At 67.9% G+C, this 24,562-nt stretch carries 28 protein-coding genes; 11 read left to right on the plus strand and 17 right to left on the minus strand.

Annotated elements, in window-relative coordinates:
• Position 1 precedes the first annotated feature (1 nt).
• On the minus strand, positions 2 to 1,984 hold the full coding sequence (locus ACH413_RS39810; RefSeq protein ID WP_360046941.1) for a beta-galactosidase: 1,983 nt from the start codon (positions 1,982 to 1,984) through the stop codon (positions 2 to 4).
• Positions 1,985 to 2,299: 315 nt separating this feature from the next.
• Here ACH413_RS39810 and ACH413_RS39815 point away from each other — a divergent pair, with 315 nt between their 5' ends.
• Genes ACH413_RS39815 through ACH413_RS39825 form a run of 3 tightly spaced genes read left to right on the plus strand, consistent with a single transcriptional unit; the run spans position 2,300 to position 5,393 of the window.
• A complete protein-coding gene (locus tag ACH413_RS39815) occupies positions 2,300 to 3,544 on the plus strand; it encodes an ABC transporter substrate-binding protein (RefSeq protein ID WP_360046940.1) in 1,245 nt (414 codons plus the stop codon).
• Positions 3,541 to 4,494, plus strand: coding sequence for a sugar ABC transporter permease (locus ACH413_RS39820; protein WP_360046939.1), 954 nt, complete (start codon positions 3,541 to 3,543; stop codon positions 4,492 to 4,494). The genes ACH413_RS39815 and ACH413_RS39820 overlap by 4 nt, the downstream gene beginning before the upstream one ends.
• Positions 4,491 to 5,393, plus strand: a complete 903-nt coding sequence (locus ACH413_RS39825) for a carbohydrate ABC transporter permease (protein WP_360046938.1) — start codon at positions 4,491 to 4,493, stop codon at positions 5,391 to 5,393. Before ACH413_RS39820 ends, ACH413_RS39825 begins: the two co-directional genes overlap by 4 nt.
• A gap of 287 nt (positions 5,394 to 5,680) precedes the next feature.
• On the opposite strand, the gene lepB is transcribed toward ACH413_RS39825, so the two are convergent.
• From lepB to ACH413_RS39870, 9 genes are all read right to left on the minus strand, one after another.
• Positions 5,681 to 6,544, minus strand: a complete 864-nt coding sequence (lepB, locus tag ACH413_RS39830) for a signal peptidase I (protein WP_360046937.1) — start codon at positions 6,542 to 6,544, stop codon at positions 5,681 to 5,683.
• Positions 6,545 to 6,554: 10 nt separating this feature from the next.
• Positions 6,555 to 7,940 carry a sensor histidine kinase gene (locus ACH413_RS39835; RefSeq protein ID WP_396425654.1) on the minus strand — a complete coding sequence of 462 codons (1,386 nt, stop codon included), beginning with the start codon at positions 7,938 to 7,940 and terminating at the stop codon, positions 6,555 to 6,557.
• The gene (locus ACH413_RS39840; protein WP_090007381.1) at positions 7,937 to 8,632 is read right to left on the minus strand and encodes a response regulator transcription factor; all 696 of its coding nucleotides are present in this window, start codon (positions 8,630 to 8,632) and stop codon (positions 7,937 to 7,939) included. Before ACH413_RS39840 ends, ACH413_RS39835 begins: the two co-directional genes overlap by 4 nt.
• Positions 8,633 to 8,701: 69 nt before the next feature.
• Positions 8,702 to 9,313 carry a trimeric intracellular cation channel family protein gene (locus ACH413_RS39845; RefSeq protein WP_360046936.1) on the minus strand — a complete coding sequence of 204 codons (612 nt, stop codon included), beginning with the start codon at positions 9,311 to 9,313 and terminating at the stop codon, positions 8,702 to 8,704.
• Between the two features lie 19 nt (positions 9,314 to 9,332).
• Positions 9,333 to 10,316 (minus strand): nucleotidyltransferase domain-containing protein, encoded by a 984-nt coding sequence (locus ACH413_RS39850; RefSeq protein ID WP_360046935.1) that lies wholly within the window; start codon positions 10,314 to 10,316, stop codon positions 9,333 to 9,335.
• A 37-nt stretch (positions 10,317 to 10,353) separates the two neighbouring features.
• Positions 10,354 to 11,139 (minus strand): class I SAM-dependent methyltransferase, encoded by a 786-nt coding sequence (locus tag ACH413_RS39855; protein WP_360046934.1) that lies wholly within the window; start codon positions 11,137 to 11,139, stop codon positions 10,354 to 10,356.
• Complete coding sequence (gene eis, locus ACH413_RS39860) at positions 11,139 to 12,296, minus strand: GNAT family N-acetyltransferase (protein WP_360046933.1); 1,158 nt, start codon at positions 12,294 to 12,296, stop codon at positions 11,139 to 11,141. The genes ACH413_RS39855 and eis overlap by 1 nt, the downstream gene beginning before the upstream one ends.
• A gap of 10 nt (positions 12,297 to 12,306) precedes the next feature.
• Positions 12,307 to 13,122 (minus strand): 3-hydroxyacyl-CoA dehydrogenase family protein, encoded by an 816-nt coding sequence (locus ACH413_RS39865; protein ID WP_360046932.1) that lies wholly within the window; start codon positions 13,120 to 13,122, stop codon positions 12,307 to 12,309.
• Positions 13,119 to 13,436 carry an EthD family reductase gene (locus ACH413_RS39870; RefSeq protein WP_093605358.1) on the minus strand — a complete coding sequence of 106 codons (318 nt, stop codon included), beginning with the start codon at positions 13,434 to 13,436 and terminating at the stop codon, positions 13,119 to 13,121. Before ACH413_RS39870 ends, ACH413_RS39865 begins: the two co-directional genes overlap by 4 nt.
• A gap of 74 nt (positions 13,437 to 13,510) precedes the next feature.
• Here ACH413_RS39870 and ACH413_RS39875 point away from each other — a divergent pair, with 74 nt between their 5' ends.
• Positions 13,511 to 14,158: a histidine phosphatase family protein gene (locus ACH413_RS39875; RefSeq protein ID WP_360046931.1), complete on the plus strand. Its 648-nt coding sequence runs from the start codon at positions 13,511 to 13,513 to the stop codon at positions 14,156 to 14,158.
• Here ACH413_RS39875 and rpmF read toward each other — a convergent pair.
• Genes rpmF through ACH413_RS39890 form a run of 3 tightly spaced genes read right to left on the minus strand, consistent with a single transcriptional unit; the run spans position 14,155 to position 15,448 of the window.
• Positions 14,155 to 14,316 (minus strand): 50S ribosomal protein L32, encoded by a 162-nt coding sequence (gene rpmF / locus ACH413_RS39880; protein WP_360046930.1) that lies wholly within the window; start codon positions 14,314 to 14,316, stop codon positions 14,155 to 14,157. The two genes, ACH413_RS39875 and rpmF, sit on opposite strands and share 4 nt — an antisense overlap.
• Complete coding sequence (locus ACH413_RS39885; protein ID WP_360046929.1) at positions 14,316 to 14,567, minus strand: type B 50S ribosomal protein L31; 252 nt, start codon at positions 14,565 to 14,567, stop codon at positions 14,316 to 14,318. The genes rpmF and ACH413_RS39885 overlap by 1 nt, the downstream gene beginning before the upstream one ends.
• On the minus strand, positions 14,564 to 15,448 hold the full coding sequence (locus ACH413_RS39890) for a GTP-binding protein (RefSeq protein ID WP_360046928.1): 885 nt from the start codon (positions 15,446 to 15,448) through the stop codon (positions 14,564 to 14,566). The genes ACH413_RS39885 and ACH413_RS39890 overlap by 4 nt, the downstream gene beginning before the upstream one ends.
• Positions 15,449 to 15,497: 49 nt before the next feature.
• On the opposite strand from ACH413_RS39890, the gene rpmB reads away from it, so the two are divergent.
• Genes rpmB through rpsR form a run of 4 tightly spaced genes read left to right on the plus strand, consistent with a single transcriptional unit; the run spans position 15,498 to position 16,421 of the window.
• Positions 15,498 to 15,728 (plus strand): 50S ribosomal protein L28, encoded by a 231-nt coding sequence (gene rpmB / locus ACH413_RS39895; RefSeq protein WP_360046927.1) that lies wholly within the window; start codon positions 15,498 to 15,500, stop codon positions 15,726 to 15,728.
• Positions 15,728 to 15,895 carry a 50S ribosomal protein L33 gene (rpmG, locus tag ACH413_RS39900; RefSeq protein ID WP_355562243.1) on the plus strand — a complete coding sequence of 56 codons (168 nt, stop codon included), beginning with the start codon at positions 15,728 to 15,730 and terminating at the stop codon, positions 15,893 to 15,895. Before rpmB ends, rpmG begins: the two co-directional genes overlap by 1 nt.
• 2 nt (positions 15,896 to 15,897) lie before the next feature.
• Complete coding sequence (gene rpsN / locus ACH413_RS39905; protein WP_360046926.1) at positions 15,898 to 16,191, plus strand: 30S ribosomal protein S14; 294 nt, start codon at positions 15,898 to 15,900, stop codon at positions 16,189 to 16,191.
• A complete protein-coding gene (rpsR, locus tag ACH413_RS39910; RefSeq protein WP_360046925.1) occupies positions 16,191 to 16,421 on the plus strand; it encodes a 30S ribosomal protein S18 in 231 nt (76 codons plus the stop codon). The genes rpsN and rpsR overlap by 1 nt, the downstream gene beginning before the upstream one ends.
• Here rpsR and ACH413_RS39915 read toward each other — a convergent pair.
• Positions 16,369 to 16,725 carry a hypothetical protein gene (locus ACH413_RS39915; RefSeq protein ID WP_360046924.1) on the minus strand — a complete coding sequence of 119 codons (357 nt, stop codon included), beginning with the start codon at positions 16,723 to 16,725 and terminating at the stop codon, positions 16,369 to 16,371. The two genes, rpsR and ACH413_RS39915, sit on opposite strands and share 53 nt — an antisense overlap.
• Positions 16,726 to 16,809: 84 nt before the next feature.
• On the opposite strand from ACH413_RS39915, the gene bluB reads away from it, so the two are divergent.
• Both bluB and ACH413_RS39925 read left to right on the plus strand, forming a co-directional pair.
• Positions 16,810 to 17,442, plus strand: coding sequence for a 5,6-dimethylbenzimidazole synthase (gene bluB, locus ACH413_RS39920; RefSeq protein ID WP_360046923.1), 633 nt, complete (start codon positions 16,810 to 16,812; stop codon positions 17,440 to 17,442).
• Between the two features lie 86 nt (positions 17,443 to 17,528).
• Positions 17,529 to 18,986 carry a diguanylate cyclase gene (locus ACH413_RS39925; protein ID WP_360046922.1) on the plus strand — a complete coding sequence of 486 codons (1,458 nt, stop codon included), beginning with the start codon at positions 17,529 to 17,531 and terminating at the stop codon, positions 18,984 to 18,986.
• Between the two features lie 18 nt (positions 18,987 to 19,004).
• Here ACH413_RS39925 and ACH413_RS39930 read toward each other — a convergent pair whose 3' ends face one another.
• Positions 19,005 to 19,652: a response regulator transcription factor gene (locus ACH413_RS39930; protein ID WP_030481367.1), complete on the minus strand. Its 648-nt coding sequence runs from the start codon at positions 19,650 to 19,652 to the stop codon at positions 19,005 to 19,007.
• A gap of 451 nt (positions 19,653 to 20,103) precedes the next feature.
• On the opposite strand from ACH413_RS39930, the gene ACH413_RS39935 reads away from it, so the two are divergent.
• Positions 20,104 to 23,304 carry a penicillin acylase family protein gene (locus ACH413_RS39935; RefSeq protein WP_360046921.1) on the plus strand — a complete coding sequence of 1,067 codons (3,201 nt, stop codon included), beginning with the start codon at positions 20,104 to 20,106 and terminating at the stop codon, positions 23,302 to 23,304.
• Between the two features lie 46 nt (positions 23,305 to 23,350).
• On the opposite strand, the gene ACH413_RS39940 is transcribed toward ACH413_RS39935, so the two are convergent.
• Both ACH413_RS39940 and ACH413_RS39945 read right to left on the minus strand, forming a co-directional pair.
• Positions 23,351 to 23,770, minus strand: coding sequence for a hypothetical protein (locus ACH413_RS39940; protein WP_360046920.1), 420 nt, complete (start codon positions 23,768 to 23,770; stop codon positions 23,351 to 23,353).
• Between the two features lie 8 nt (positions 23,771 to 23,778).
• Positions 23,779 to 24,561, minus strand: coding sequence for a hypothetical protein (locus ACH413_RS39945; protein WP_360046919.1), 783 nt, complete (start codon positions 24,559 to 24,561; stop codon positions 23,779 to 23,781).
• Position 24,562: the final 1 nt, after the last annotated feature.

Genomic DNA, 24,562 nt, shown 5'->3' on the forward strand with positions numbered 1-24,562 from the left:
CTCACACCTCTTCCCTGAGGACGACTACGTCCCCGGCTCGCACGGTGAGGCGCCCGGAGACCTGCGTGCCGGACAACACGTCGACACCGGACGCCTCGATCTCCGCGTCGGTGCCGGTGTGGTTGACGGCGAAGAGGAACGATACGGCGCCTTTCCGGCGTACAAGCTCAATCCCGGCAGGCGACACCACAACGCCCGCACCGGAAAGCGCGTTTTCCATCGTTCGGCCGAGGCCGTTCTCGTCAAGATCGCACGCCACGTACCAGGCGACACCGTTGCCGAACGCGTTGCGCGTCACCGCCGCCACGCCGGGCAACGGGCCGTCGGCATAGGAGACAACGGTGTCAGCCGTGCGCGTGTGCAGGTGCTCCGTCCACAACGAGGCGGTCGACCCGTCGGTCAGCGAGACCGTCTCGTTCTCCCGCAGCGGGTGGAATTCCTCTGACCACACACCGAGCACGTCCCGGAACGCGCCGGGGTACCCGCCGAGCCGCACGCGCGTGTGCTGGTCGGCGACCCCGGACAGGTACGTGACCACGACATGACCGCCGCCTGCCACGTAGTCCGCGATGACGGCGGCGTGCGCGTCGGACACCGCGTAGAAGGCCGGGACGACCACCAGCGAGTACGCGGAGAGGTTCGTGCCCGGCGCCACGAAGTCGACCGTGACACCGGCCTGCCAGAGCGCCTTGTAGTACCCGAGAACGTGCTTGTAGTAGTCGAAGTCGTTGGTCGGGTGCGCGTCCTGGCGCAGCGCCCAGCCGGACTGGAAGTCGAACAGGATCGCGACGGAAGCGTCCACAGTGGAACCGATGACCTCGCTCAACCGGCCGTACTCGGCGCCGACCTCGCAGACCTCCCGGTACACCTTCGTGTCCGTGCCGGCGTGCGGGACCATCGCCGAGTGGTAGCGCTCGCTGCCGCCGCGCGACTGGCGCCACTGGAAGAACAGCGTGCCGTCGGCACCGCGGGCGATGTTCTGGAACGAGTGCCTCCGCATCTCGCCCGCCGTCTTGGCGATGTTGCACCGCTGCCAGTTCACCGCCGAGGTCGAGGCCTCCATGAGCAGCCACGGCTTGCCGCCCGCCAGTCCGCGCACGAGGTCCGCGGACATCGCGAGCTCGATGTGCCGATCCGGCGACTGGGCCTCGGTGTAGTGGTCGTTCGAGACGAAGTCGACCTCGCGGGCCCACTTCCAGTAGTCGAGGTCGCCGAACGTCCAGTTGACCATGAAGTTCGTGGTGATCGGCACGTCCGGCGTGATCATGCGCAGCACGTCCCGCTCGGCCTTGTAGAGCTCCAGGATCGCGTCGTCGGAGAACCTGTCGTAGTCCAGCACGTGCGCCGGGTTCTGGAACGTCGGCGTGACGCGCGGCGGCAGGACCTGCGCGAAGTCGGTGTAGCCCTGGCTCCAGAACGCCGTGGACCACGCGTCGTTGAGCTGGTCGAGCGTGTAGCGGCTCGACAACCACTCACGGAACGAGGCCGCGCACGTGTCGCAGTAGCAGCGCTTCACGTGGCACGCGTACTCGTTGCCGACGTGCCACGCGGCGAGGGCGGGGTGGTCGCGGTAGTGCGAGGCCATCTCGGCGGCCAGCGCGGTCGCGCGGTCGCGGTAGATCGGCGACGACGGGCAGTACGCCTGCCGCGAGCCGTGCGAGAGCCGCACACCGTCCGCGCGGACGGGCAGCATCTCGGGGTACTCGGTGGTGAGCCATGGCGGAGGCGCCGCGGTCGCGGTCGCGAGGTCGACGCGGATGCCGCCGGCGTGCAGCAGGTCCATCACGCGGTCGAGCCAGTCGAACCGGTACTCGCCCTTGCTGACCTCGATCTTCGCCCAGCTGAAGATGCCCAGGCTGACCATGGTGACGCCGGCGCGCCGCATGAGCTCGACGTCCTCGGCCCACACGTGTTCCGGCCACTGCTCGGGGTTGTAGTCAGCCCCCCAGCCGAGGCCTTGCAGGTCAGTTGGCCACGTCGTCACGGCGCAAGCGTGGCCGACAACGCCCCCAACGTCAACACAAGCAAACACAACTGCCCGTTGGGGTCTGTTCGGCGGCCGACCGGGACAAGTACCGGGAAATGCCGACCAACGTCCCGGAACGCGGCTGTGCAGGGGTTTAACAGCTCCGTAACGGGACTTGACATGCTGTATGACTGGGACCACATTATGCGCAACTTTGTTGGAGTCCTGTTCGGTTCGCACGTGCGAGTGTCACCTGTAGGAGCGATGATGGTTCTGCACACGCCTGGTTCCACTCCGTTACCGCACTTCGGTCGGCGAACGATGCTGCGAGTCATGCTGGCCGGTGCGGGCGTCGCCGCTACCGGTGGTCTTCTGTCGGCGTGCGGCGGTGGTTCGAGCACGGGCGGTGACTCGAAGGTCGTCACGTTCGGCAACAACCTGTCCGACCAGGTGCCGAAGGACGCGATCACCGCCGCGGTGAAGGCCTTCGAGGCCCAGTCGGGCGGCCTGTCCGTCACGATCAACACCAAGCAGCACGAGCAGTACCAGGAGCAGATCAACAACTACCTGCAGGGCAAGCCGGACGACGTGCTCGCGTGGTTCGCCGGCTACCGCATGCGGTTCTTCGCCGACCAGGGTCTCACCGGCGATCTCTCCGACCTGTGGGGCAAGATCGGCGGCAACTACTCCGACGCGCTCAAGCAGGCCTCCACGGGCACGGACGGCAAGCAGTACTTCGTGCCGTTCACCCAGTACGCGTGGGGCATGTTCTACCGGAAGAGCGTGTGGCAGGAGAAGGGCTACGCGGTCCCGAAGACGCTCGACGAACTGGTCGCGCTCGCCACGAAGATGAAGGCCGACGGCCTGATCCCGATCGCCTTCGCCCAGAAGCAGGGCTGGCCGGGCATGGGCACGTTCGACCAGCTCAACTTCCGCACCAACGGCTACCAGTTCCACGTGGACCTGCTGGCGGGCAAGGAAGACTGGCAGGACAAGCGGGTCAAGGACGTGTTCGACACCTGGAAGCGGCTGCTGCCGTTCCACCAGGAGAACGCGCTCGGCCGCGAGTGGCAGGAAGCCGCCCAGACGTTGCAGCAGAAGAAGTCCGGCATGTACCTGCTGGGCGCGTTCGTGGGCCAGCAGTTCCCGGACGCGGACAAGGAAGACCTCGACTTCTTCCCGTTCCCGGAGATCAACCCGACGCACGGCACCGACACGGTCGAGGCGCCGATCGACGGCTACATGCTCGCGAAGAAGCCGTCCAATTCGGACGGTGCGCTGAAGCTGATGGAGTACCTGTCCTCCGCAGAGCCGCAGCTCGCCTACCTGAAGGCCGACCCGACCGCGGTCGCGACCAACCAGAAGGCGGACCAGGCCGGGTACAGCCCGCTGCAGAAGAAGGTGGCGGACACCATCAAGAACGCCAAGCACATCACCCAGTTCCTCGACCGCGACACCGACCCGGGCTTCGCGAGCGAGGCGGCGACGAACGGGCTCATCGCGTTCATCAAGAACCCCGACGACGTCGACTCCGTGCTCAAGGGCATGGCTGATCAGGCGAAGAACATCTTCAAGTGACCGCGTTGCAGGAGAAGCCGAAGGCGGTGGCCCCCAGCGGGCCGCCGCCTCGTCGGCGTGGAAAGCGTGCCACGGCCCTCGCCGGCACGGACAAGCTCGTGCTGGCGCTCATGCTCGGCATCCCCACGGTCGTGCACCTGCTGTTCGTGTGGATCCCGACGCTGGGCTCGGTCGCGTTGTCGTTCAGCAGGTGGAACGGCATCGGCGGCTTCGAGGACATCGAGTGGATCGGTGTCGGGAACTACGTCGAGATCTTCACCGAGTACCCGCGGTTCTGGCCGGCGGTGCAGCACAACCTGATCTGGCTGGGCTTCCTGCTGATCGTGCCGACGGCGGCCGGCCTGCTGCTCGCCGTGCTGCTCGACCGCGAACTGAAGTTCAGCCGGATCTACCAGAGCGCGCTGTACATGCCGATGGTGCTGTCGCTCGCGCTGGTCGGGTTCATCTGGCAGCTGATCTACACGCCGGACGGCGGTCTGCTGAACTCGGTGCTGGGCCTCGACAAACCGGTCGACTGGATCGGTGACTCGGACATCAACCTGTACGCGGTGATGGTCGCGGCGGCGTGGCGGCACACCGGTTACATCATGCTGCTCTACTTGGCGGGCCTGAAGTCGGTGGACCCGGCGCTGAAGGAGGCCGCGTCACTCGACGGCGCCTCGGCCGCGCAGACGTTCTTCCGCGTCACCTTCCCGGTGATGAAGCCGGTGAACATCGTGGTCGCCGTGGTGACGGTGATCGAGGCGCTGCGCGCGTTCGACATCGTGTACGTCATCAACAAGGGACGCAACGGCCTGGAGCTGTTGTCGGTGCTGGTGACCGACAACATCATCGGTGAGGCTTCGCGCATCGGCCGTGGTTCCGCCGTCGCGGTGATCCTGCTGACGATCTCGCTCGGCGTCATCATCCCGTACCTGTACCAGGTGTTCAGCAAGGAGAACCGGACGTGACGGCCACGCTGGAACGGCCTTCGGTGCCGGCGAAGAAGACCAGGCCGGTCACGCCGGCCCGCGTCGCACTGCACGTGTTCCTGATCCTCACGTGCCTGATGACGCTGGCGCCGCTGCTGTGGGCGGTCTACGCGTCGCTGCGGACCTACGACGACACGTCGGTCAACGGCTACTTCTCCGTCGCGAAGTCGCTGACGTTCGAGAACTTCGCGAAGGCGTGGGAGATCGGCGACCTGCCGCACTTCTACTGGAACACGTTCCTGATCACCGTGCCCGCCCTGCTCATCACGTTGCTGCTGAGCTCGATGGTGGCGTTCGCGGTGTCGCGGTTCAGCTTCAAGTTCAACATCGCGCTGCTGATGCTGTTCACCGCGGGCAACCTGTTGCCGCAGCAGGTGATCGTGACGCCGCTGTGGCGCCTGTACCGGCTGATCGAGCTGCCGGCGTGGATGTCGGAGAGCGAGTCGCTGATCGACTCACCGCTCGGCGTCATCCTGATCCACATCGCGTTCCAGATGGGCTTCTGCACGTTCGTGCTGTCGAACTACATGAAGACCATCCCGTACGAGCTGACCGAGGCCGCCCGCGTCGACGGTGCCTCCGTCTTCCGGCAGTACTGGCAGCTGACCCTGCCGCTGTGCCGGCCGGTGCTGGCGGCGTTGGCGACGCTCGAGTTCACCTGGATCTACAACGACTTCCTGTGGGCGTTGGTGCTCATCCAGGACGGCGACAAGATGCCGGTCACGTCGGCCTTGCAGAACCTCAAGGGCACGTTCTTCACCGACAACAACCTGATCGCAGCGGGCTCTCTCCTGGTCGCGCTGCCGACGCTGGTGGTGTTCTTCGTGCTGCAGCGGCAGTTCGTGGGCGGACTGACGCTGGGTTCGACGAAGGGGTAGAACGCGGGTACGTGAAAGGGGCGGCGACCGCTTGGTCGCCGCCCCTTTCACGTTGCTCGAAGAACTACTTGCCGCCGGTTGCGATCACGGCGGTAGCGCTTTCTGGCTGTCGGCCTTCGGCCCAAACCTCTCCGAGTCAACGGAGTCAGGACCGACGTGCCGCGCTCGCGGACGTCCTCCAGCCGGTGGCGCCCGAACCAGGCCACGGCAAGGCCACCTGTTGTCGCCGGCGGACCGAAAAGCGCGCCCGAGCCAGTGGCTCGGACGCGCTTCGAAGACCCGAAGAACTACTTGCCGCCGGTCTGCGGGTTGAAGTCCGAGATCGACCCCCACCGCCCAACGGGAATCACGATCACGCGGGCCTTGCCCACCACGTTGTCGATCGGAATCGCGCCGTCGGCCGGCGTCGGGTCGCCGTGCTTGCGCGAGTCCGACGAGTTGTTGCGGTTGTCGCCCATCACCCACAGCTTGCCCGCGGGGACGGTGACCTTCTCGAACGAGTCCTGCTGGCGCGGGCCGCCGCCGAAGTTCAGGTACGGCTCGTCCAGCGGCTTGCCGTCGACCATCACCCGGCCCTGGTCGTCGCAGCACTCGACGGTCTGGCCGCCGACGGCGATGACGCGCTTGATGAAGTCCGTGCCGCTGGGCTCGGACAGGTTCACCATCGAGCCGAGGTCCTGCAGGGTGCCGACCACGAAGTTCGGAGGCTCCTTGCCGCCGGTCCAGTTCGGCGGGCCGCGGAAGACGATGACGTCGCCCGGCTGGGGGTCGCGGAACAGGTACGTGATCTTCTCGACCAGCACCTTGTCGTTCACGCAGCCCGTGCAGCCGTGCAGCGTCGTCTCCATCGAGGCCGACGGGATGACGAACACGCGCGCGACGAACGTCTGGATGACGACGGTCAGCAGCAGCGCCACGCTGAAGATGACCAGCAGCTCTTTCCAGAACGGCTGCTTCTTCTTCGTCTTCTTCTTGGAGAACCTGGGCGCTGGGTCGTCCTCGTAAGCGGAGGAACGCGACGAGCGGTCCTCATACGACTTAGGGGTCGAACCGGACGTCGAGAAGCGCGACGTGGGTTCAGCGGGGCCGTCTCCAGTGGGAGGGGTCGTCTCCCAGGTCGACGAAGAATCGTCGTTCACGCGATGACTCACACGCCCCACCTTACGGACGTCCGGGTAGGCGCAACGTGAACAGGGCTCCACCCTCGGGGGCTCTGCCCGCCGTGGCCGTGCCGCCGTGCCGTTGTGCCACCTGCTTGACGATGGCGAGTCCCAGGCCGGAACCCGGCAGGGTCCGCGCCTCGGACGAACGGTAGAACCGCTCGAAAACGTGAGGTAGATCGGCGTCCGCGATGCCGGGGCCCGCGTCCGCCACCTCGACCACGGCGCTGCCGTCGCCCACCTGACGGAGGTTCAGCCGCACCGCCGAACCCGAGGGACTGAACTTCACCGCGTTGTCGAGGAGGTTCAGCACCGCGCGCTCCAGAGCACTGGAATCACCCAGAAGTGTCCACGGTTGCAGCTGCACGTCGAACGTGACGTTCGAGGCGCGGCGGCGTGCGCGGTCCATCGACCGTTCCACCACTTCGACCAGGTCGACGGGCTCGTGGATGACCTGCGGGGCGTCCTCGCGGGCGAGTTCGACCAGGTCACCGATCAGCGTGGTCAGTTCGTCGAGCTGGGCGCGCACGTCCGAGTGGATCTCCTGCTTGTCCACTTCGGACAAGTTGGGCGAATTCGGGCGTTCTGATGCGAGCAACAGCTCCAGGTTGGTGCGCATGGACGTCAACGGCGTGCGCAGTTCGTGGCCCGCGTCGGCGACCAGGCGGCGTTGTCGTTCCTGCGACTCGGCGACGGCGCCGAGCATCGCGTTGAAGCTGTGCGTCAACCGCGCCAGTTCGTCGTCGCCCGCCACCGGGATCGGTGTCAGGTCACCCGTGTTCGCGACACGTTCCGTGGCCTCCGTCAGCCGTTGCACCGGCCGTAGACCCGTGCGCGCCACGGCCGTGCCCGCGATGGCCGCGAGCAGCACGCCGGCACCGCCGATCAGCAGCAGCACGACGCTGAGCTTGGCCAGCGTCGTGCGCTGGGGCGACATCGACTGGGCGATGATGATCGCCTGGCCGGGCTGGTACTTGACGGCGATGACCCGCGACTCGGTCTTGTGGTCGGTCCAGATGAACTCGTCCCGCTCGCCCTGCGCCACGTCCCAGGCCTCCGCGACCGTCGGCGGCCGGTCGGAGTCCTGCGGGAAGAGCAGCTGCCCGCTGTCGGCCAGCAGCACCGCCATCTTCACGTCGCCGGCCGCGAGGAACGCCGCCGGGTACTTGCCGACGAAGTCCGAGCCGTTGATCTTCTCGCCGGCCGCCACGGCCACCGCTCGCGTGCGCAGACTCTCGTCCAGAGCGTCGTAGGTGCTCTTGCGGACGATCATGTACGCGCCGAACGACACCAGCGCGACGGCCCCGGCGACGCAGAACGCGGCGAGCCAGGTGACCCGGGCCCGCAACGAGGCCTTCTGCAGCCGGCCCTGTGGTTCCAGGATCACGGAGGGGTCTCCCGCAGGACGTAGCCCACCCCACGCACCGTGTGGATCAGCCTCGGCTCGCCCTCCAGCTCCGTCTTGCGGCGCAGATACCCCACGTAGACCTCGAGAGCGTTGCCCGAGGTCGGGAAGTCGTATCCCCACACGTCCTCCAGGATGCGGCTGCGGGTGAGCACCTGGCGCGGGTGCGCCAGCAGGAGCTCGAGCAGCGCGAACTCGGTGCGGGTGAGGCTGATCGGACGCTCGCCGCGACGGACGTCGCGGGTCGACGGGTCCAGCTCCAGGTCGGAGAACTTCAGGGCGGCGGCGGACTTCTGGGCCGCGTCGTCGTCGTGGGCGGCGCGGCGCAGCAGCGCGCGCAACCGGGCCAGCAACTCCTCCAGCGCGAACGGCTTGGGCAGGTAGTCGTCGGCGCCGGCGTCCAACCCGGACACCCGGTCGCTCACGGCGTCACGCGCTGTCAGCACGAGGATCGGCAGGTCGTCGCCGGTGCTGCGCAGCCTGCGGCACACCTCGAGGCCGTCGAGGCGCGGCATCATCACGTCGAGCACCATCGCGTCCGGCCTGGCGGCGGTCACCGACTCCAGGGCCTGCATGCCGTCTCCGGCAGTCTCGACCTGGTAGCCGTTGAACTGGAGCGAGCGGCGGAGTGACTCCCTGACCGCCCGGTCGTCATCGACAACGAGGATGCGCATGGGGGCAGTCTTGCCGAGGGATCTGAGAGCCGCCTGAGAAGGGCCCTAACTGCAGGTGTGAGTTCGGCGTTAGCCCTCAAGGCCTCTCGCGACAGGTGCGTTCCACTTCCGCCAGAGCGCAATCAGCCTGATGGTGATGATTATTGACGCACCAGTCAGCGCGACCAGGCCTTTCGGCAAACCGGCCCATTCGCCCACCGCGACGACGACCGCACCGGACAGCGCGGCCACGGCGTAGATCTCTCTCCTCAGGACCAGAGGAATCTCACGGAGGAGCAGATCGCGGAGCGCGCCACCGCCGATGCCGGCCGTCATGCCGATGAGGCACGCCGCGTACGGCGTCGCACCGAGTGACAACGCGGTCGACGTGCCGGACGTGACGAACAGGCCGAGACCCACGGCGTCCAGCAGCAACACGCTGCGGCGGAGCTTCGCGACCTGCGGGTGGAACCAGAAGACGATCAGGCCCGTGCCGCCCGCGACCAGCAGGTACGGCCAGTTCCGCAGGCTCGTCGGCGGGTGCACGCCGAGCAGCACGTCGCGGATGATGCCGCCGCCCAGCGCCGTGGTGAGCGCCAGGATGATCACGCCGAACACGTCGAGGCGTGCGCGGACCGCGGCCACGGCACCGGAGGCGGCGAAGACCGCGATACCGATCAGCTCCAGGACGATGAGCAGCACGAACGGAGAGAATAGTGGGTTATCGAGGCGGCGCTGCCCGGCGGTAACCGGCGTCCAGCCGGCCTCCCGCGGACTCCAGCACGGCCTCCACGACGGCGATGAACCGCTCGGCGCCCTGGCCTCGCACCAGCGCCCGGTAGGAGTCCACGAGCTCGTCCTCCTTGGCCTCGCGCAACCGGCGCATCAGCCACTTCCCGTGCCCGAGCCACCGGTTCTGCACGACCAGCGCCAGCTCGCCCGCGCAGGTCAGCAGCCGTGCCGCGACGAACAGCAGTTCGTCCTCGTCCCGTGCGCCGAGGAGGTCTTCGAGCAGGTCCGTGGTGCCGTAGCGGCGGTCTTCCAGCTCGGTGACGGTCGCGAGTGGCGGGCCGGCGTCCAGCAGCACGCGCGCCTCGGCCCGCATGCGCTGACCGGTGCCGTCGGCGTCGATCATCAGAAAACCCTCGGCGCACATGTGCAGCAACGGAGGCCGCCGGCCCTCGGTGTCGCGGGCCACGAAGTCCTGGAACGACTCGATCGTGTGGCAGAACAGCTCGACCGGCCAGCCGCGGTGCCGCGACGTCTCCCGGAACGCGCCGGGCAGGTCGTCGACGATCACGACCATGTCCAGGTCGGAGTTGGCGGTGTAGTTCCCCGCCGCCACGCTGCCGCCCAGGAAAGCGGCCGTGGCCAGGGGAAACCGGATGTCGAGGAAGTCCCGCGCGACCTGCACCGGGTCCTTGTCCCAGTCCAGCGGATGCCCGGTGACGTAGTAGTCCTCGTCGGGGCTCAGCGGGCCGAGCACCTGCTCGACGCGCGGCCGGATCTCCGGGACCACCTCGTGCATGTCCACGAGCCACGGGTTGTCCTCGGCCTCGAAGAACGGCCTGATCGCCAGGAACTGGGCGCGGGAGAGCTCGCGCACGCTGACCGGTGCCCCGCTGCGCCGCTTCTCATAGCCCTTCAGGCGCCAACCCATGTTGTCGCCGTAGGCATGCCTGACCTCGTCCTGGTCCCCCGCCACGCGTTCATTCTTACTCGACGAGGCCGCCCGGACGAATTCACACGTGTGCAACCGCGAGCAAATAGCCCAGTGACGGCTGGATGGCCAGCGGCGACAGGATCTGGTCGAGGTACTGCCGGGCCTCTTCCCCGTGCGCCGCGACGAGGGCGTCGTAGTGCTTCCGCGCGCCGACCTGCATCCGCGGCACGGTCTTGCGCGTCTCGGTGCTCAGATCCAGCAGCTCCACGACCTGCAAACCGGCCGCCGCCAACAACTTCGGGTAGCCGGCGAAGGTGGGCAGCTCGTCGATGTCGTACTGGCTCAGGATCGGCTGGAGATCGTCCAGCACACCCGGTGCGACCGGCCTGCGCTGCACGAAGTCGGACACCACCACGACGCCCGACCGCCGGACGACGCGGGTGAGCTCCCGCAGCACGCCGACCCTGTCCCCCAGGTGCGGCAACGTCTCCACGGCCCACGCCGCGTCGAACGTGTCGTCGGGGAACGGCATCGCGTGCGGATCCGCGTGCACGAACCGGACCTGCTCGTCCACGAACAGGGCCTCTGCCCGCGTGTTGGCCCGCGCGACGTGCTCGGCGCACGGTGAGACCGAGACGATGTCGGCGTGCGAGGCCTCGGCCAGCCGGAACGCGGACGTCCCGACGCGGCGGCCCAGGTCCAGCACGCGCCAGCCGTGCCGGGCACCGAGCCGGTCGATGTGCAGCGCCGTCATCCGCTCGGCGGCGATGCGGTTGGGCGAGTCGTCCTCTTCGGACGTCCAGAGACCGAAGTGGAGGTTGTGGTCCCAGATCGCGCGCATGACCTCGTGGTAGACGTCCGCCATCAGAAGAAGTCCGCGAGCCGGGGTGTGCCGGACGAACCGGTGAGCTGGTCCAGCACGGCCGCGCCGTCCGGGTCGCCCTCCAGCAAACCCCCGCGCCGCAACGCATGCGTGTTCTGCGCGCCGGAGAACCACGGACCGAGCGCCCGCGCGTGCAACCGCACCGCGCCGGTGCCGCCGGGTTCGACGCGCACCGATCCGTTCTCCACGACGATGCGGTGCAGACCGGCGTGCCACGGCGCGTGCTCGTCGATGATCTCCAGGTCCACCACGACATCGGCCAGGCGCGGCCAGCCGCGGGCGGCCACGGCGGCGGGCAGGTCGACGACGCGTTGCATCCACGTCGAGGTCAGCACCGGGTGGCGGAACGGGGTGGCGCCCAGGAAGTTGACCGTCGCCGGGTCGGTGATCCGCAGGTCGATCGTCTCCAGCGTGCCGGCCCAGGACGCCAGCGAGGCGAGCAGGTTCAGCTGGGCCTCGACGTCGACGCCGATGAGGTCGAGGACCTTGAGCCGGCCCATGCCGTCGCCGGGCTCGCGTTTCGCGGTCAGGTACCCCCGCAGGCCGTCCGGGCCGGGCAGCACGCTCGCCAGGTCCAGTTCGAGCACCTTGTCGGGCACGATCCTCGGCGGACGGCGGTCGGCCATGCCGTCGATCGTCCGCGCCACCTCGAGGTAGCACTCGTGCAGCGCGGTGAGATCGCTCCCATCAACCGGGCGCGACGCCAGCCGCTCGGCGGGTCTGGGAACCGAGAGCAACCTGTCCATCGGCAGCTCGACCCACTCGAAGACCCCGGCGCGTTCCCAGCCGCGGCCCCGGTACAGGGCCGGCACGGTCGGGTAGAGCGCCGAGATCGGCTGGCCCTGCTCCCGCATGGCGACCAGCGCGGCGTCGAGCAACGCGTTCGCCGCGCCCCGGCCGCGATAGGCCCCGTCGACGGCGACGCCGCCGATCCCGCCCATGGGAACCGGGGCGCCACCGTAGAACTGCGCGTAGGAGCCGATGTCGAGCGCACCCGCGACCCGGCCGTCGATCTCGGCGACCAGTCCGTGCGTACCCGGTTTCAGCAACGGTCCGGCCGGATCGGTCCCGTTGAACGCGATCCGGCGGAGCCGGAACACGGCGTCGCGGTCGTCTTCGGTGTACTCACGGATGTGCACGGACAACTATTTACCAGGAAAAGAAGCCCTGTCCCGTCTTCTTCCCCAGCTCGCCACCGGCGACTTTGTCTCGTAACAACTTCGGCGGCTCGAACCGCGGCCCCAGCTCGGCCGCGAGGTGCTCGGCGATCGCCAGCCGGACGTCGAGCCCGACCAGGTCGGTGAGCTCCAGCGGACCCATCGGCCAGCGGTAACCGAGCTTCATGCCGGTGTCGATGTCCGCCGCGGAGGCGACGCCCTCCTCCAGCATGCGAATCGCCTCCATGCCCACGGCGACGCCCAGTCGAGACGTCGCGAAGCCGGGAGAATCACGCACTTCGATGACGGTCTTTCCCATTTGTTCGGCCCAGGTTCGCGCCTTGGCCACGTTCGCCGGGTCGACGCCCTCGTGGTGCACCAGCTCGACGAGCTGCTGCACCGGGACGGGGTTGAAGAAGTGCATGCCCAGCACGCGTTCGCCTGGCAGCCCGGCGGCGATCGCGGAGATCGACAGGGAGGACGTGTTGGAGGCCAGGACCGCGTTCGGGCACTTCTCGGCCGCGAGTCCCAGGACCTTCTGCTTGAGCGGCACGTTCTCCGGCACGGCCTCGACGACCAGCTCGGCGTCCGCGGGCGGCTCACCCGTGCTCAGGTGCGCGAACACCGCCTCCGCGTCGGCGAGCTTGCCCTTCTCCTGCGCCTTGTCCAGGGAACGCCGGACGGCGAGCCTGCCCTGCTCGGCGCGTGCGGCGTCGGCCTCCGACAGCGTGACCTCGTGCCCGCCCGCGAGCAGGAGGTGCACGATGCCGGCGCCCATCGTGCCGCCGCCGATGACGACGGCCTTCACGACACGACCTCGGCGCTGAACATCGCGACCAGCTCCATCCCGCCGATCTCGGCGAGGTTCGCGCCGGACGTGGCCCACTCCGGCGTCTGGAGGGCGGCCTTGAACGACTCCTCCGACTCGAAGTACATCTCCGCGATCAGGTGCAGCTCGGTCTCACCGAGGAAACCCGCGAACACCACCCGCTGCACCTTGGCGACCTCCGCGCGCACGATGCCGGGAACCGAGTTCACGATCGGCAGGTGCGACTCGAAGTACTTCTCGTCGAAGCCCTCGGGGTCGGCGGGCTTCTTGTACAGCGCGATGTACTTGATCATGTGACACCATCCTCCTCGACTCGCCGAGCACTGTAACGCCCGGAGCACCCGCGGAGCTGAGGCACGATGGTGAGGTGCGGATCATCCTGCTGCGCCACGGCCAGAGCCTCGGCAACGTCGACGAGCTCGCCTACTGCCGCATCCCCGACCACGCCCTCCCGCTCACCGCGACCGGCGAGGACCAGGCACGCGCCGCCGGTCCGACGATCAAGAACCTGATCGGCGACGACCAGGTCGCGGCCTACGTCTCGCCGTACAAGAGGACGAAGCGGACGTTCGAGCTGCTGGGCCTCGACGCCGAGCGGGTCGTCACCGAGCCGAGGGTGCGCGAGCAGGACTGGGGCAACCTGCAGGACCCGGTGCAGCAGGAGGTGCTCAAGCACCAGCGGCACGCGTTCGGGCACTTCTTCTTCCGGTTGCCCAACGGGGAGTCCGGCGCCGACGTGGACGACCGGGTGGCGGCGTTCCTCGACGGCCTGACCGTGCGGATGCACAAGGACGAGAACCACCCGAAGACCGTGCTGGTCGTGTCGCACGGACTGACGATCAGGTTGCTGTGCCGCAGGTTCTTCGACTGGAGCATCGACCTGTTCGAGTCACTGTCCAATCCGGACACCTGCGAGAACCGCGTGCTCGACCACGACGGCACCGGCTGGAGGCTGGACCGTCCCTTCGACCAGTGGCGCGACTCACCGGACGGAACGGTCCAGCAGCCCGTCTAGAGCAGCCCGCGCTTGTAGGCGGCAACGAGACGGCGGGGAACGAGGAGTTCCTTGCCGTCCAACGTCCGCACGCGCACCAGGTCCGGCGCGGTGGCCTTCCACTGCGACCGGCGGTGGCGCGCGTTGGACCGTGAGGTCTTGCGCTTGGGAACGGCCATCAGCGCTCTCGCTTTCCGTAGCGGCGGTTGAACTTCTCGACCCGGCCCGCGGTGTCGACCAGTCGTTGCGTGCCCGTCCAGAACGGGTGCGAGTCGGCGGTGATGTCGACGACGAGCAGCGGGTAGCTGTTGCCGTCCTCCCACTCGATGCTCCGGCTTGACGTCGCGGTCGACCGGGTCAGGAACGTCTTGCCGGTGGACGCGTCCTGGAAGACGACCGGGTGGTAGTCGGGGTGGATTCCTGGCTTCATACATCCAACTTTCGGATCGAGTCCACGAAGGACAGTTCGTCGTCGGTCAGCAGCGCCTCGGCGAACGCGGCGGTGATGGAGTCGGGCTCTCCCAAGGTGATCGCCACGATCTGGGTGGTCCTGCCCCCGCGCGGCCCGCCCTCGCCGACGTGCATCCCGCAGCCCGCGGATTCCAGGTGCAGTGCGACGTCCGGCTCGTCCGCGACCCACAGCCGGCCGCGCGAGCGCACGACCGTTCCGTCGAGCAACGAGTCGAGCGCCTCGTTCAGGCGTGCCGGGTGGAACGGCCGGTCGGCCGTGAAAACCGCTGTCGAGACACCGCATTCAGGCGTCAGGGGCATCAGTCGTGGCCGCGGGCTCTTGCGCACGACCACCGTCTCGGGCGTGCAGCGGTGTGCGCCGGGAGCCAGCCGGTCGAGCACGGCGAGCGTGCGTTCGTCCGCGTCTCCCTGCAGCACCAGCACATCCGCGGCCTCGGCCTGCGCGACGACGACCTGCGCCACCGTGCGTCGGTCGCTGACCATCGAGGCGTCGCCCAGCGCGTCGTCCAGCCAGGTCGCCGCGTCGAGGACGGTGATCACGCACTCGACGTCGACGCCGAGGTTGCGGCGCACCGCGTCCGGTTCGAGCAGCGGGTCCAGGTGCAGCACGACCGTGTGGCCTTCCAGACCTGAGAGCAGCTCCCGCAGGTCCTCCCGCACGGTGCAGGACACGCAGCCGTGCAGCAGTTCGACGTCGGTCGCGATGCCGTCGACCCACCGCCGCACGCACGTTTCCGCAGCTACGTGCCGCACGAGCACCGAACCGGGCCGGTCGCGCCACACCCGCACGGCGACGTCGTGGTCGACCAGCCCCGCCACCATAACGACAACGGTTTCCATGTGAGGTACCGTAGATGAAAACGAAAGTCGTTTCAATCTGGAGGTACTCGTGCGCTGCCAGCTGACCGGCCGTGAGCCGGGCTTCGGCAACCGCGTCTCGCACTCGCAACGCAAGACGCGGCGCCGGTGGAACCCGAACATCCAGCAGAAGCGGTACTGGGTGCCGTCGCTGAACAGGTTCGTGACGCTCACGCTGTCCGCGAAGGGCATCAAGACCGTCGACAAGCTCGGCGTCGAGGCCGTGGTGGCCCGCCTCCGCGCGCAGGGGGTGAAGGTCTGATGGCCAAGAGCACGGACGTCCGGCCGATCATCAAGATGAGGTCGACCGCCGGAACCGGGTACACGTACGTGACCCGCAAGAACCGCCGCAACGACCCGGACCGGCTGGTGCTGCGCAAGTACGACCCGGTGGCGCGCAGGCACGTCGACTTCAAAGAGGAGCGCTGACGGTGGCGAAGAAGTCGAAGATCGCCGCGGACCAGCGCCGCCGCGAGGTCGTTGCCCGGTACGCGGAACGGCGCCAGGAGCTCAAGGAGATGCTGCGGCACCCGGAGACGCGCGCGGAAGCGTTGCGGGGCCTGCAGAAGCTGCCGCGGGACGCGTCGCCGACCCGGCTGCGCAACCGCGACGTCGTGGACGGACGGCCGCGCGCCTACAACCGGAAGTTCGGCCTGTCCCGCGTCCGGCTGCGGGAGATGGCCCACCGCGGTGAGCTGCCCGGCGTCTCGAAGGCGAGCTGGTGATGCGCGAGAGGAAACCGCTCAAGCGCAGGGTCAACCTGCTCGCGAAGGAAGGCGTGACGGTCGTCGACTGGAAGGACGTCACGCTGCTGCGCAAGTTCATCTCGGACCGGGGCAAGATCCGGTCCCGCCGGGTGACGGGACTGACGCCGCAACAGCAGCGTCAGGTCGCCACGGCCATCAAGAACGCACGGGAGATGGCCTTGTTGCCGTACCCGTCACAAGGGCGATGACCCGGACCGCCGCGCTGGCCAGGAAGGCCAGCGCGGCGAGTTGCACCAGCAACGCGAGCGCCCAGGTCGTGTGTTCGTCGACCGTCAGATCGCCACGAACACCCACCAAGAAGGTCGCGTAGAGGCCCCAGCACTGCAGTGCCGCCAAGCCGGCTCCGACGATCGTCGTCCGCAGCGAGACGATCACCACGACCGCCGCGAGCAGGATCAGGGCGAGCAACGGCCAGGCACCGGTGAACGTGGCCACGCCGACTCCGCCGCCGAATCCGAGCGCGGAGCCGTAACCACCTTTCATTCTTCGCATCCGATCGGTGTATCGCCTCAGGTGAGATCAGCGCCACCTCTCCAGCGTGAAGTTGGTGCTTTCGAGTGAGGCACGATCGCACGAATGAACCTGTACGAGGCAGTTCACCGACGCAGGGACACGCGCGCCGAGTTCTCCGGCGAGGAAATCCCGTCCGACGTGCTGCGACGGGTGCTGACCGCCGCGCACGCCGCCCCGAGCGTGGGCCTTTCCCAGCCGTGGGACTTCGTGCTGGTGCGGGATGAATCGATTCGGCGGGCGTTCCGGGATCACGTTCAGGCCGAACGCAGTGTCTTCGCGGCTCAGCTGGATCATGAACGGGCGGAGACGTTCGCTCGTATCAAGGTCGAAGGAGTCATGGAGTCGACCCTCGGCATCGTGGTCACCTACGACCCCGACCGGGGCTCGCCGGCGGTGCTGGGCAGGCACGCGATCTCGGACGCGGGTTTGTACTCGGTGTGCCTGGCGATCCAGAACCTGTGGCTCGCCGCGACGGAAGAGGGACTCGGTGTGGGCTGGGTGAGCTTCTACCGGGAAGATGTGCTGCGCCGTCTGCTGGACATCCCCACAAGGGTCCGTCCGGTCGCATGGTTGTGCGTTGGTCCGGTTCGATCACTGCCCGATACGCCTGATCTGGAACGTCACGGTTGGCGCAACCGACTACCCCTCGATGACGTCCTGCACCACGATCGGTACGGGGCGCGACCGACCCGGTAGCCTGTGCGGGCCGCTCGGCGAGTCGGAACGGAGTCGATGAACGAGTGGAGCAGCGCGATCCGCTGGTAGCGGGCCAGATTCCGCGGTTGGACCTTGAGGTCCGCGCGTTGTACAACGCTGGCCGCGTTCCGGAAGCGAACAGCCTCTTCGACGAGGTCGTCACGAAGGTGTCCCCCGGAGCCGACCGCTGGGTGCGCTCAGCGGTGCTGGTGAACCGGGCGGTCATGGCGTGGCGGCTCGGCCGCATACCGCTGGCCCTGGAACTGGCCGCCGAGGGATGGACCGACCTCGACATCGACCGTTCCGACAGCCCGGCCGTGGCCCACACGATGGGCTCCCTCGGTTATCTGATGGAGGGCATCGGCAACCGGCGCGCGGCGCTGGACATGCTGCGGCTGTCCGTTCAGGTGGCGCGGCGGGCCGGCAACACCGACGTGCTGGCCCAGTGCCTGCAGCGCCTCGGCGGTTCGCTGAACTTCCGCGCCTGCTCGGGTTCTCCCGCGGCCGCGCCGGCGATCTTCGAGGAAGCCCTGGCGTACCTCGACGAGGGCCTCAGCATCGTGAAGGACGAGCTGCACCACCGCGCGCTGCTCGGTGCGTGCGGGCGGTCCCTGGCCGGCGTCGGTCAGCTGGACAAGGCCGAGGAGATGGGCGAGGAGACCCTGCGGCTGTCGTTGGACGCCGACGACCTGTGGGGCATCTCGGTCGGCAACTGGGTTCTCGCCGTCGTGCGTCGCGAACAGAACGATTTCGACGAGGCGCGCACACTCGCGTCCCGTGCGGTGACGAACGCCGAACGCATCAACGACACGTCACTGCTGCTGCGGTTCTCCACGGAGCTGGCGGACATCTGCCACGCCCTGGGTGACGCGGAGGGTGAGGCCGCGGCATTGCGGCGGTCGATGGCGGCTTCCCGCACGGCCACGGAGACGTTGCAGGAAGGTCTGGGCCAGGCGCTGGAGCAGCGCCGGGTGGCCGTTCAGGCACAACGGCTGGCGGTGGCGGCGCAGGAGGCCGCGGCGCGCGACCCGTTGACGGGCCTGGCGAACCGGCTCGGGCTCGAACGTGCCGCCGCCGCGTTGCTGGAGTCGACGGCGGCGCGCGGCAAGGTGCCGTGGCTGGTGCTGGTCGACGTCGACTGGTTCAAGAGCGTCAACGACGACGCCGGGCACGCGACGGGCGACGCGGCGCTGCGGGAGATCGCGGCGTTGCTGCGGCGGGAATGCCGGTCGGACGACCTGGTGGCGCGCTGGGCGGGCGACGAGTTCGTGGTGCTGCTCGGGGACACCGGGCCGAACATGGACGTCGGCCCGAACGTGGCCGAGCGGATCCGCGCGGCCGTGGACGGGCACGACTGGACGATGGTGCTCGGCGCGGTCCGCCGCCCCACCGTCAGCATCGGTGTCGCGGCGGGACCGGCCAAGCTGGACCAGCTGTTCGCGGCCGCCGACATGGCGCTGTACCGCGCCAAGCGACACGGCCGCAACAGGGTCGAGGTCGAGCCCTCGGTGGAAGAGGTGCCCGAGATCGTGTCCGGGAACTGACGTCCCGGACTCAGGGGCTCAGGCGATCAGGCCGCCGCGGTAGGCCACCAGTGCGGCCTGCACGCGGTTGACCGCGCCGATCTTGCCGAGCACGGACGAGACGTAGCCCTTCACCGTCGCCTCCGACAGGTGCAGGGTGCCGCCGATCTCCGCGTTGGACATGCCCTGGCCGATCAGCACGAGCACCTCGCGCTCGCGTTCGGACAGGCTTTGCAGCAGCCTGCGCGCAGGCTCCGCCATTCGTTCGCCGTCGGCCACGGCCGCGAGAACTCTGGCGGCGACACCGGGGTCGAGAACGGCTCCCCCGCGCGCGAGATCGCGCACGGCTTTGACGAGCTGTTCCGGTTCGGTGTCCTTGAGCAGGAAGCCGGCCGCGCCGAGGCGCAGTGCTTCCGAAACGTATTCATCGACGTCGAACGTGGTCAGGATGCAGACCCTCGGTGGGTCCGGCAGGGTCCGCAGCCTCCGCAGGGCCACGAGTCCGTCCGAGGTGCGCATCCGGATGTCGAGCAGTACAACGTGCGGACGATGCTGGCGTGCCAGGTCGGCTACCAGGTGTCCGTCATCGGCCTCAGCAACAACTTCGATGTCCCCGACGCTGCTCAGGATCATGCGAAGGCCGGAGCGGACGAGGTCCTCGTCGTCGGCCAGCAGAACCTTGATCACGACGCCTCCCGCATTGGCGTTCCGTGCTCCCTCATGTTCGTGATCTTCGCGTACGCATGCCGAAGACCACGTTAATTCTCAGTTATCTCATCATGTGGTAACGGATTTTCGAGATCACCGGCAACGTTCACAGTTACCGGAATAGCGCTCCGACTTCGCTGCGTAGGCATGCCACCAGGGTTTAGGGGGAGCCTTCGGAACACTGAGTGACGAAACTTGAAAATCCCACTGGGTGGAATGACGTACCAGAAACACGGATACGGCCTCGGTAATCCGATTCAGATGTCTCGTTTGGTCTCGTTTCTGCCCATATGTTTCCTGAATGGGTTTCGGGATCGATACAGGTCCCTTGGCGCGGTTCCGGAAAACGCGAAGGTCTTTCGCAATAGCCTTACTGGAAAGTAACGTGCGTCACAACAGCCCTGCCCTGCACGGAGAGGAGCTTCGCGCGATGCGGAGAGCCAATCCGGTGACGTCCCTGCTGGCGATCGCCACCGTCACCGCCTCCCTTTTGATCGTCCCGTCCGCCGCACAGGCCGAGGAGCCACGCGCGGCCGCGTTCGCCGCCGACGACTACTGCCTCGGCCAGTGCAACGACATCGTGCCGCCGGGCAACAACGGCAACGCGACGCTGGCCGAGATCCTCACCCACAAGGCGTTCGGCACCAGGCCCGCGCACTCGGCCGACCAGCTCGGCAAGTACGACGCCCTGGTCAACGGCTACGGCGGCCTGACGAACAGCCAGCTGACCGACTTCTTCAACGACGCGTCGTTCGGCGTGCCGTCCGACCAGGTCGAGAGCACCGTGAAGCCGCGGGCGGACGTGACGATCGTCCGCGACAAGAAGATCGGCATGCCGCACATCACCGGGACCACGCGGTCCGGCACGATGTTCGGCGCCGGTTTCGCGGCCGCCCAGGACCGCCTGTGGCTGATGGACGTCTTCCGCCACCTCGGCCGCGGCCAGCTGACCGGTTTCGCCGGTGGCGCGCCCGGCAACCGCGTGCTGGAGCAGAGCTTCTTCAACCAGATCGCGTACACCGAGGCGGACCTGCAGAAGCAGATCGAGTCCGCGGCTGCGAACGGCGGTGAGCGCGGGCGTCAGGCGTTGGCCGACGTCAACGACTACACGTCCGGCATCAACGCGTACATCACGCAGTCCGTCGGTGCTCGCAACTTCCCCGGTGAGTACGTGCTGACCGGGCACGCCGACGCGATCACGAACTGGAACGACATCCAGCCGTTCAAGTCGACCGACATGGTCGCGATCGCCTCGGTGGTCGGCGGCCTGTTCGGTGCCGGCGGTGGCGGCGAGGTGCAGTCGGCGCTGGTGAAGCTGGCCGCGCAGAACAAGTACGGCGCGGCCGTCGGCGAGCAGGTGTGGAAGGCGTTCCGGGCGCAGAACGACCCCGAGGCCGTCCTGACCCTCCACGACGGACAGTCGTTCCCGTACTCGGCCTCGCCCGCTTCGCCCCAGGGCCTGGCGCTTCCCGACTCCGGCAGCATCACGCCGGAGCGGATGGTCTACGACGAGGTCGGCGGCACGGGTGCTTCCGTCGCCGTTCCCGCTGCCGCTGATGTGGCGAAGGCACGTGGGATTTTCGAGGATGGCGTGCTGCCTGCCGACCTGCTGAACAAGAAGCACGGCATGTCGAACGCTCTCGCGGTCTCCGGTGCGCACACGGACAGCGGGAACCCGATCGCCGTGTGGGGACCGCAGACCGGTTACTTCGCGCCGCAGTTGCTGCTGTTGCAGGAGCTCAACGGGCCCGGCATCCGTTCGCGCGGCGTCTCGTTCGCGGGCGTCTCGATGTACGTGCAGCTCGGCCGCGGTGTGGACTACTCGTGGAGCGCCACCTCGTCCGCGCAGGACATCGTCGACACCTACGCCGTTGAGCTGTGCAACGCGGACGGTTCTCCTGCCACCAAGGCCTCTACGTCGTACCTGTTCCACGGCTCGTGCCTGCCGTTGGAACGCCTGGAGCGCAAGAACGCCTGGAAGCCCACGGTCGCCGACGGCACACCCGCCGGTTCATACACGTTGGTGATGTACCGGACCAAGTACGGCCTGGTGACGAGCCGTGCGACCGTCGGCGGCAAGGTCGTGGCGTACACGACGTTGCGTTCGACGTACATGCACGAGGTCGACTCGATCATCGGGTTCCAGGAGCTCAACGATCCTGGCGCCATCCGTTCGGCGGCCGACTTCCAGCGCGCGGCCAACAAGATCGGCTACGCGTTCAACTGGCTCTACGTCGACTCCCGCGACTCCGCGTACTTCAACTCGGGCCTGAACCCGGTGCGCCGGTCCACTGTGGATCCGAACCTGCCGACGTGGGGCCGCGCCGAGTACGAGTGGGTGGACTGGAACGGCGACGAGAACACGGCCGCCTACATGCCGTTCGCCGGACACCCGAACTCGATCAACCAGGACTACTACGTGTCCTGGAACAACAAGCAGGCCAAGGACTTCACGTTCGGCGGGTTCGGCCACAGCGCCGTGCACCGCGGTGACCTGCTCGACGTTCGCGTGCGCGCTGTGATCGCGTCCGGCCAGAAGGTCACCCGTGCCTCTCTGACCCGCGCGATGGCCGAAGCGGCCGTGGCCGACCTGCGCGCCGAACAGGTGCTGCCCGAACTGCTGCGGGTGGTGGAGTCGGCTCCGGTCGATGCTTCTTTGGCGCCTGTCGTGCAGAAGCTGAAGGACTGGCAGCGCTCCGGCTCGTTGCGCAAGGAGACCGCGAAGGGCAGCAAGACCTACAACCACGCCGAAGCCATCCGAATTCTGGATGCCTGGTGGCCGCTCCTGGTCGAGTCGGAGTTCAAGCCGTCGCTGGGCGACGACCTCTTCAACGCCCTGGTGGGCGCACAGCAGGTCGACGAGGCTCCGTCCGACGCGCACGGTGCCGCGCCGCACAAGGGTTCCTCGTTCCAGTACGGCTGGTGGGGCTACGTGGACAAGGACCTGCGCAAGGTCCTCGGCGACCCGGTCCAGGGCGCGTTCCCCCAGACGTACTGCGGCGGCGGCACGCTGTCCGGCTGCCGCACGGCACTGGTCGGTTCCCTGGTTCAGGCCGTCGCCAAGCCCGCCACCGCGGTCTACCCGGGTGACGCGGACTGCGCCGCGGGCGACCAGTGGTGCGCGGACACGATCATCCACCGCGCCATGGGCGGCATCACCCAGGACAAGATCCACTGGCAGAACCGCCCGACCTACCAGCAGGTCGTGCAGTTCCCGTCCCGCAGGGGCCAGAACATCGCCAACCTGGCCGCCGGCCGCACCGCCACCGCGTCGTCCCACGAAACGGGCTGGAACACGCTCCCACCGTCCAACGCGCTGGACGGCAACCCGACCACCCGCTGGGCCAGCGACTGGAACGACAACCAATGGATCCAGGTCGACCTCGGCTCAGTGCAACGAATCGGTCGCGCCGCGTTGCGGTGGGAATCGGCCTTCGCCAGGGGCTACCGCATCGAGATTTCCAATGACGGCAGCAACTGGCGGAACGTTTTCTCCACAAGTGCTGGCGATGGCGGCGATGATGTCGTAGCGTTCACCCCACAGGACGCGAGATACCTCCGGATGACGGGTACCCAACGGGCCGGTCAGTACGGATACTCCCTGTACGAACTTGAGGTCTACGTTTCGTAGGCCTTCGAGATGAGGACGCCGATCCACCCCCAGGGGTCGGCGTCCTCTACTTTTTCCGGGTCTTCGCGACGTGCGCGTCGATGAGCGCCACGTGCTCGAGGTCCCGCGGCCGTCCCAGCATCACCTTGGTGGCCCTGATGACCTCGAGTCGCACGAACCTCACGCCGTGCAGGACATCCGCCTCGTCGATCAACGCGTCGGTGTCCCAGCCGGGGAACCAGCTGTCCAGGAACTGGAGGTCCCCCACCGTGACCTCGGCGCCGGCGGCCAACGGCGTCGGCTTGGGTTCGCCCAGCAGCAGAACACGGTCCCAGGCCGGCCCGCGCGTGAGCACGTCGAGATCTCTGGGGTCGTCGATCAAGCCGTGGGCGAACAACACCGCGCTACCGGTGACCGCGAAGTCCTCGGCCGGCAACCCGACGGCGAGCAACGCGCGGAAGTACGGGTGCTCCCAGAACTTGTTCATCACAACCCTCAGAGCGGCGACAGACCGACCCCGATCCGCACGATGATCGCAACGATCGTCGCCAGCACCACGCTGGTCAAGGTGCCGACCAGGTAGTACTCGGTGAAATCCCGGCTGCGATCAGTGCTGATCCGGAACAACGCCTTGATCGTAAATGCAAGTGCCGCCGCCTCCGCCTGGCCGCCGGCGATCAACACGAACACCAGCGCCCGTTCCAGCCACCCGATGTGCGCGCTCGTGGGAGCAAGCGCGGCAACATCAATCCCGTGCTCCCTGAGCTGGCGCACGAACGGCCGCAACACCAGCCGAATCACGTCGTCGCCGACGAAGACCGCCACGATCATCCCGGACAGCACCACGGACCAGCTGTGATCTTCCAACGCCGCGGTGACGAGCTGGAAGGCTCTCGCGCCCCTGCTGCCGACGAGCGCCACGAGCAGCGTTCCCACCAAGGCCACCAGCACGGTCACCGGCCACCACTGCTGGCGGAACCAGCTCCAGACCTCGCGTGACGTCCTGCGCGGGCGGACGGCCACCGGGTTCTCCCCGACCCGGCGGCCCAGCACACCGAGGACCGCGGTCGACACCCCGGAACAGAGCCAGGACGCGACCGCGGCAGTCCCGTCCAGCACGGGAAAGACCACATAGGCCGCGTACACCAGGCTGGCCGCGATGCACACCCAGAGGCGCTGCCCCCGCCTGGCGATGCTGACCGGCACCGTGACCGCGACGAGCAGTCCGAGACTCAACCGTGCGATCTCGAGGTTGTCCTGCATACCCGCAAGACGCACG

Origin of the sequence: Lentzea sp. NPDC020367, assembly GCF_044387305.1 — a bacterium.
Taxonomy (GTDB): domain Bacteria; phylum Actinomycetota; class Actinomycetes; order Mycobacteriales; family Pseudonocardiaceae; genus Lentzea.

Coding starts and splice junctions, on each gene's coding strand:
- ACH413_RS39940 (WP_360046920.1), bottom strand. CDS start 23,770: ATGAACAAGTTCTGGGAGCACCCGTACTTCCGCGCGTTGCTCGCCGTC.
- ACH413_RS39935 (WP_360046921.1), top strand. CDS start 20,104: ATGCGGAGAGCCAATCCGGTGACGTCCCTGCTGGCGATCGCCACCGTC.
- ACH413_RS39890 (WP_360046928.1), bottom strand. CDS start 15,448: ATGGAAACCGTTGTCGTTATGGTGGCGGGGCTGGTCGACCACGACGTC.
- rpmG (WP_355562243.1), top strand. CDS start 15,728: ATGGCCAAGAGCACGGACGTCCGGCCGATCATCAAGATGAGGTCGACC.
- rpmF (WP_360046930.1), bottom strand. CDS start 14,316: ATGGCCGTTCCCAAGCGCAAGACCTCACGGTCCAACGCGCGCCACCGC.
- ACH413_RS39855 (WP_360046934.1), bottom strand. CDS start 11,139: ATGGCGGACGTCTACCACGAGGTCATGCGCGCGATCTGGGACCACAAC.
- ACH413_RS39915 (WP_360046924.1), bottom strand. CDS start 16,725: ATGCGAAGAATGAAAGGTGGTTACGGCTCCGCGCTCGGATTCGGCGGC.
- bluB (WP_360046923.1), top strand. CDS start 16,810: ATGAACCTGTACGAGGCAGTTCACCGACGCAGGGACACGCGCGCCGAG.
- ACH413_RS39815 (WP_360046940.1), top strand. CDS start 2,300: ATGCTGGCCGGTGCGGGCGTCGCCGCTACCGGTGGTCTTCTGTCGGCG.
- ACH413_RS39870 (WP_093605358.1), bottom strand. CDS start 13,436: ATGATCAAGTACATCGCGCTGTACAAGAAGCCCGCCGACCCCGAGGGC.
- ACH413_RS39840 (WP_090007381.1), bottom strand. CDS start 8,632: ATGCGCATCCTCGTTGTCGATGACGACCGGGCGGTCAGGGAGTCACTC.
- ACH413_RS39885 (WP_360046929.1), bottom strand. CDS start 14,567: ATGAAGCCAGGAATCCACCCCGACTACCACCCGGTCGTCTTCCAGGAC.
- rpsR (WP_360046925.1), top strand. CDS start 16,191: ATGCGCGAGAGGAAACCGCTCAAGCGCAGGGTCAACCTGCTCGCGAAG.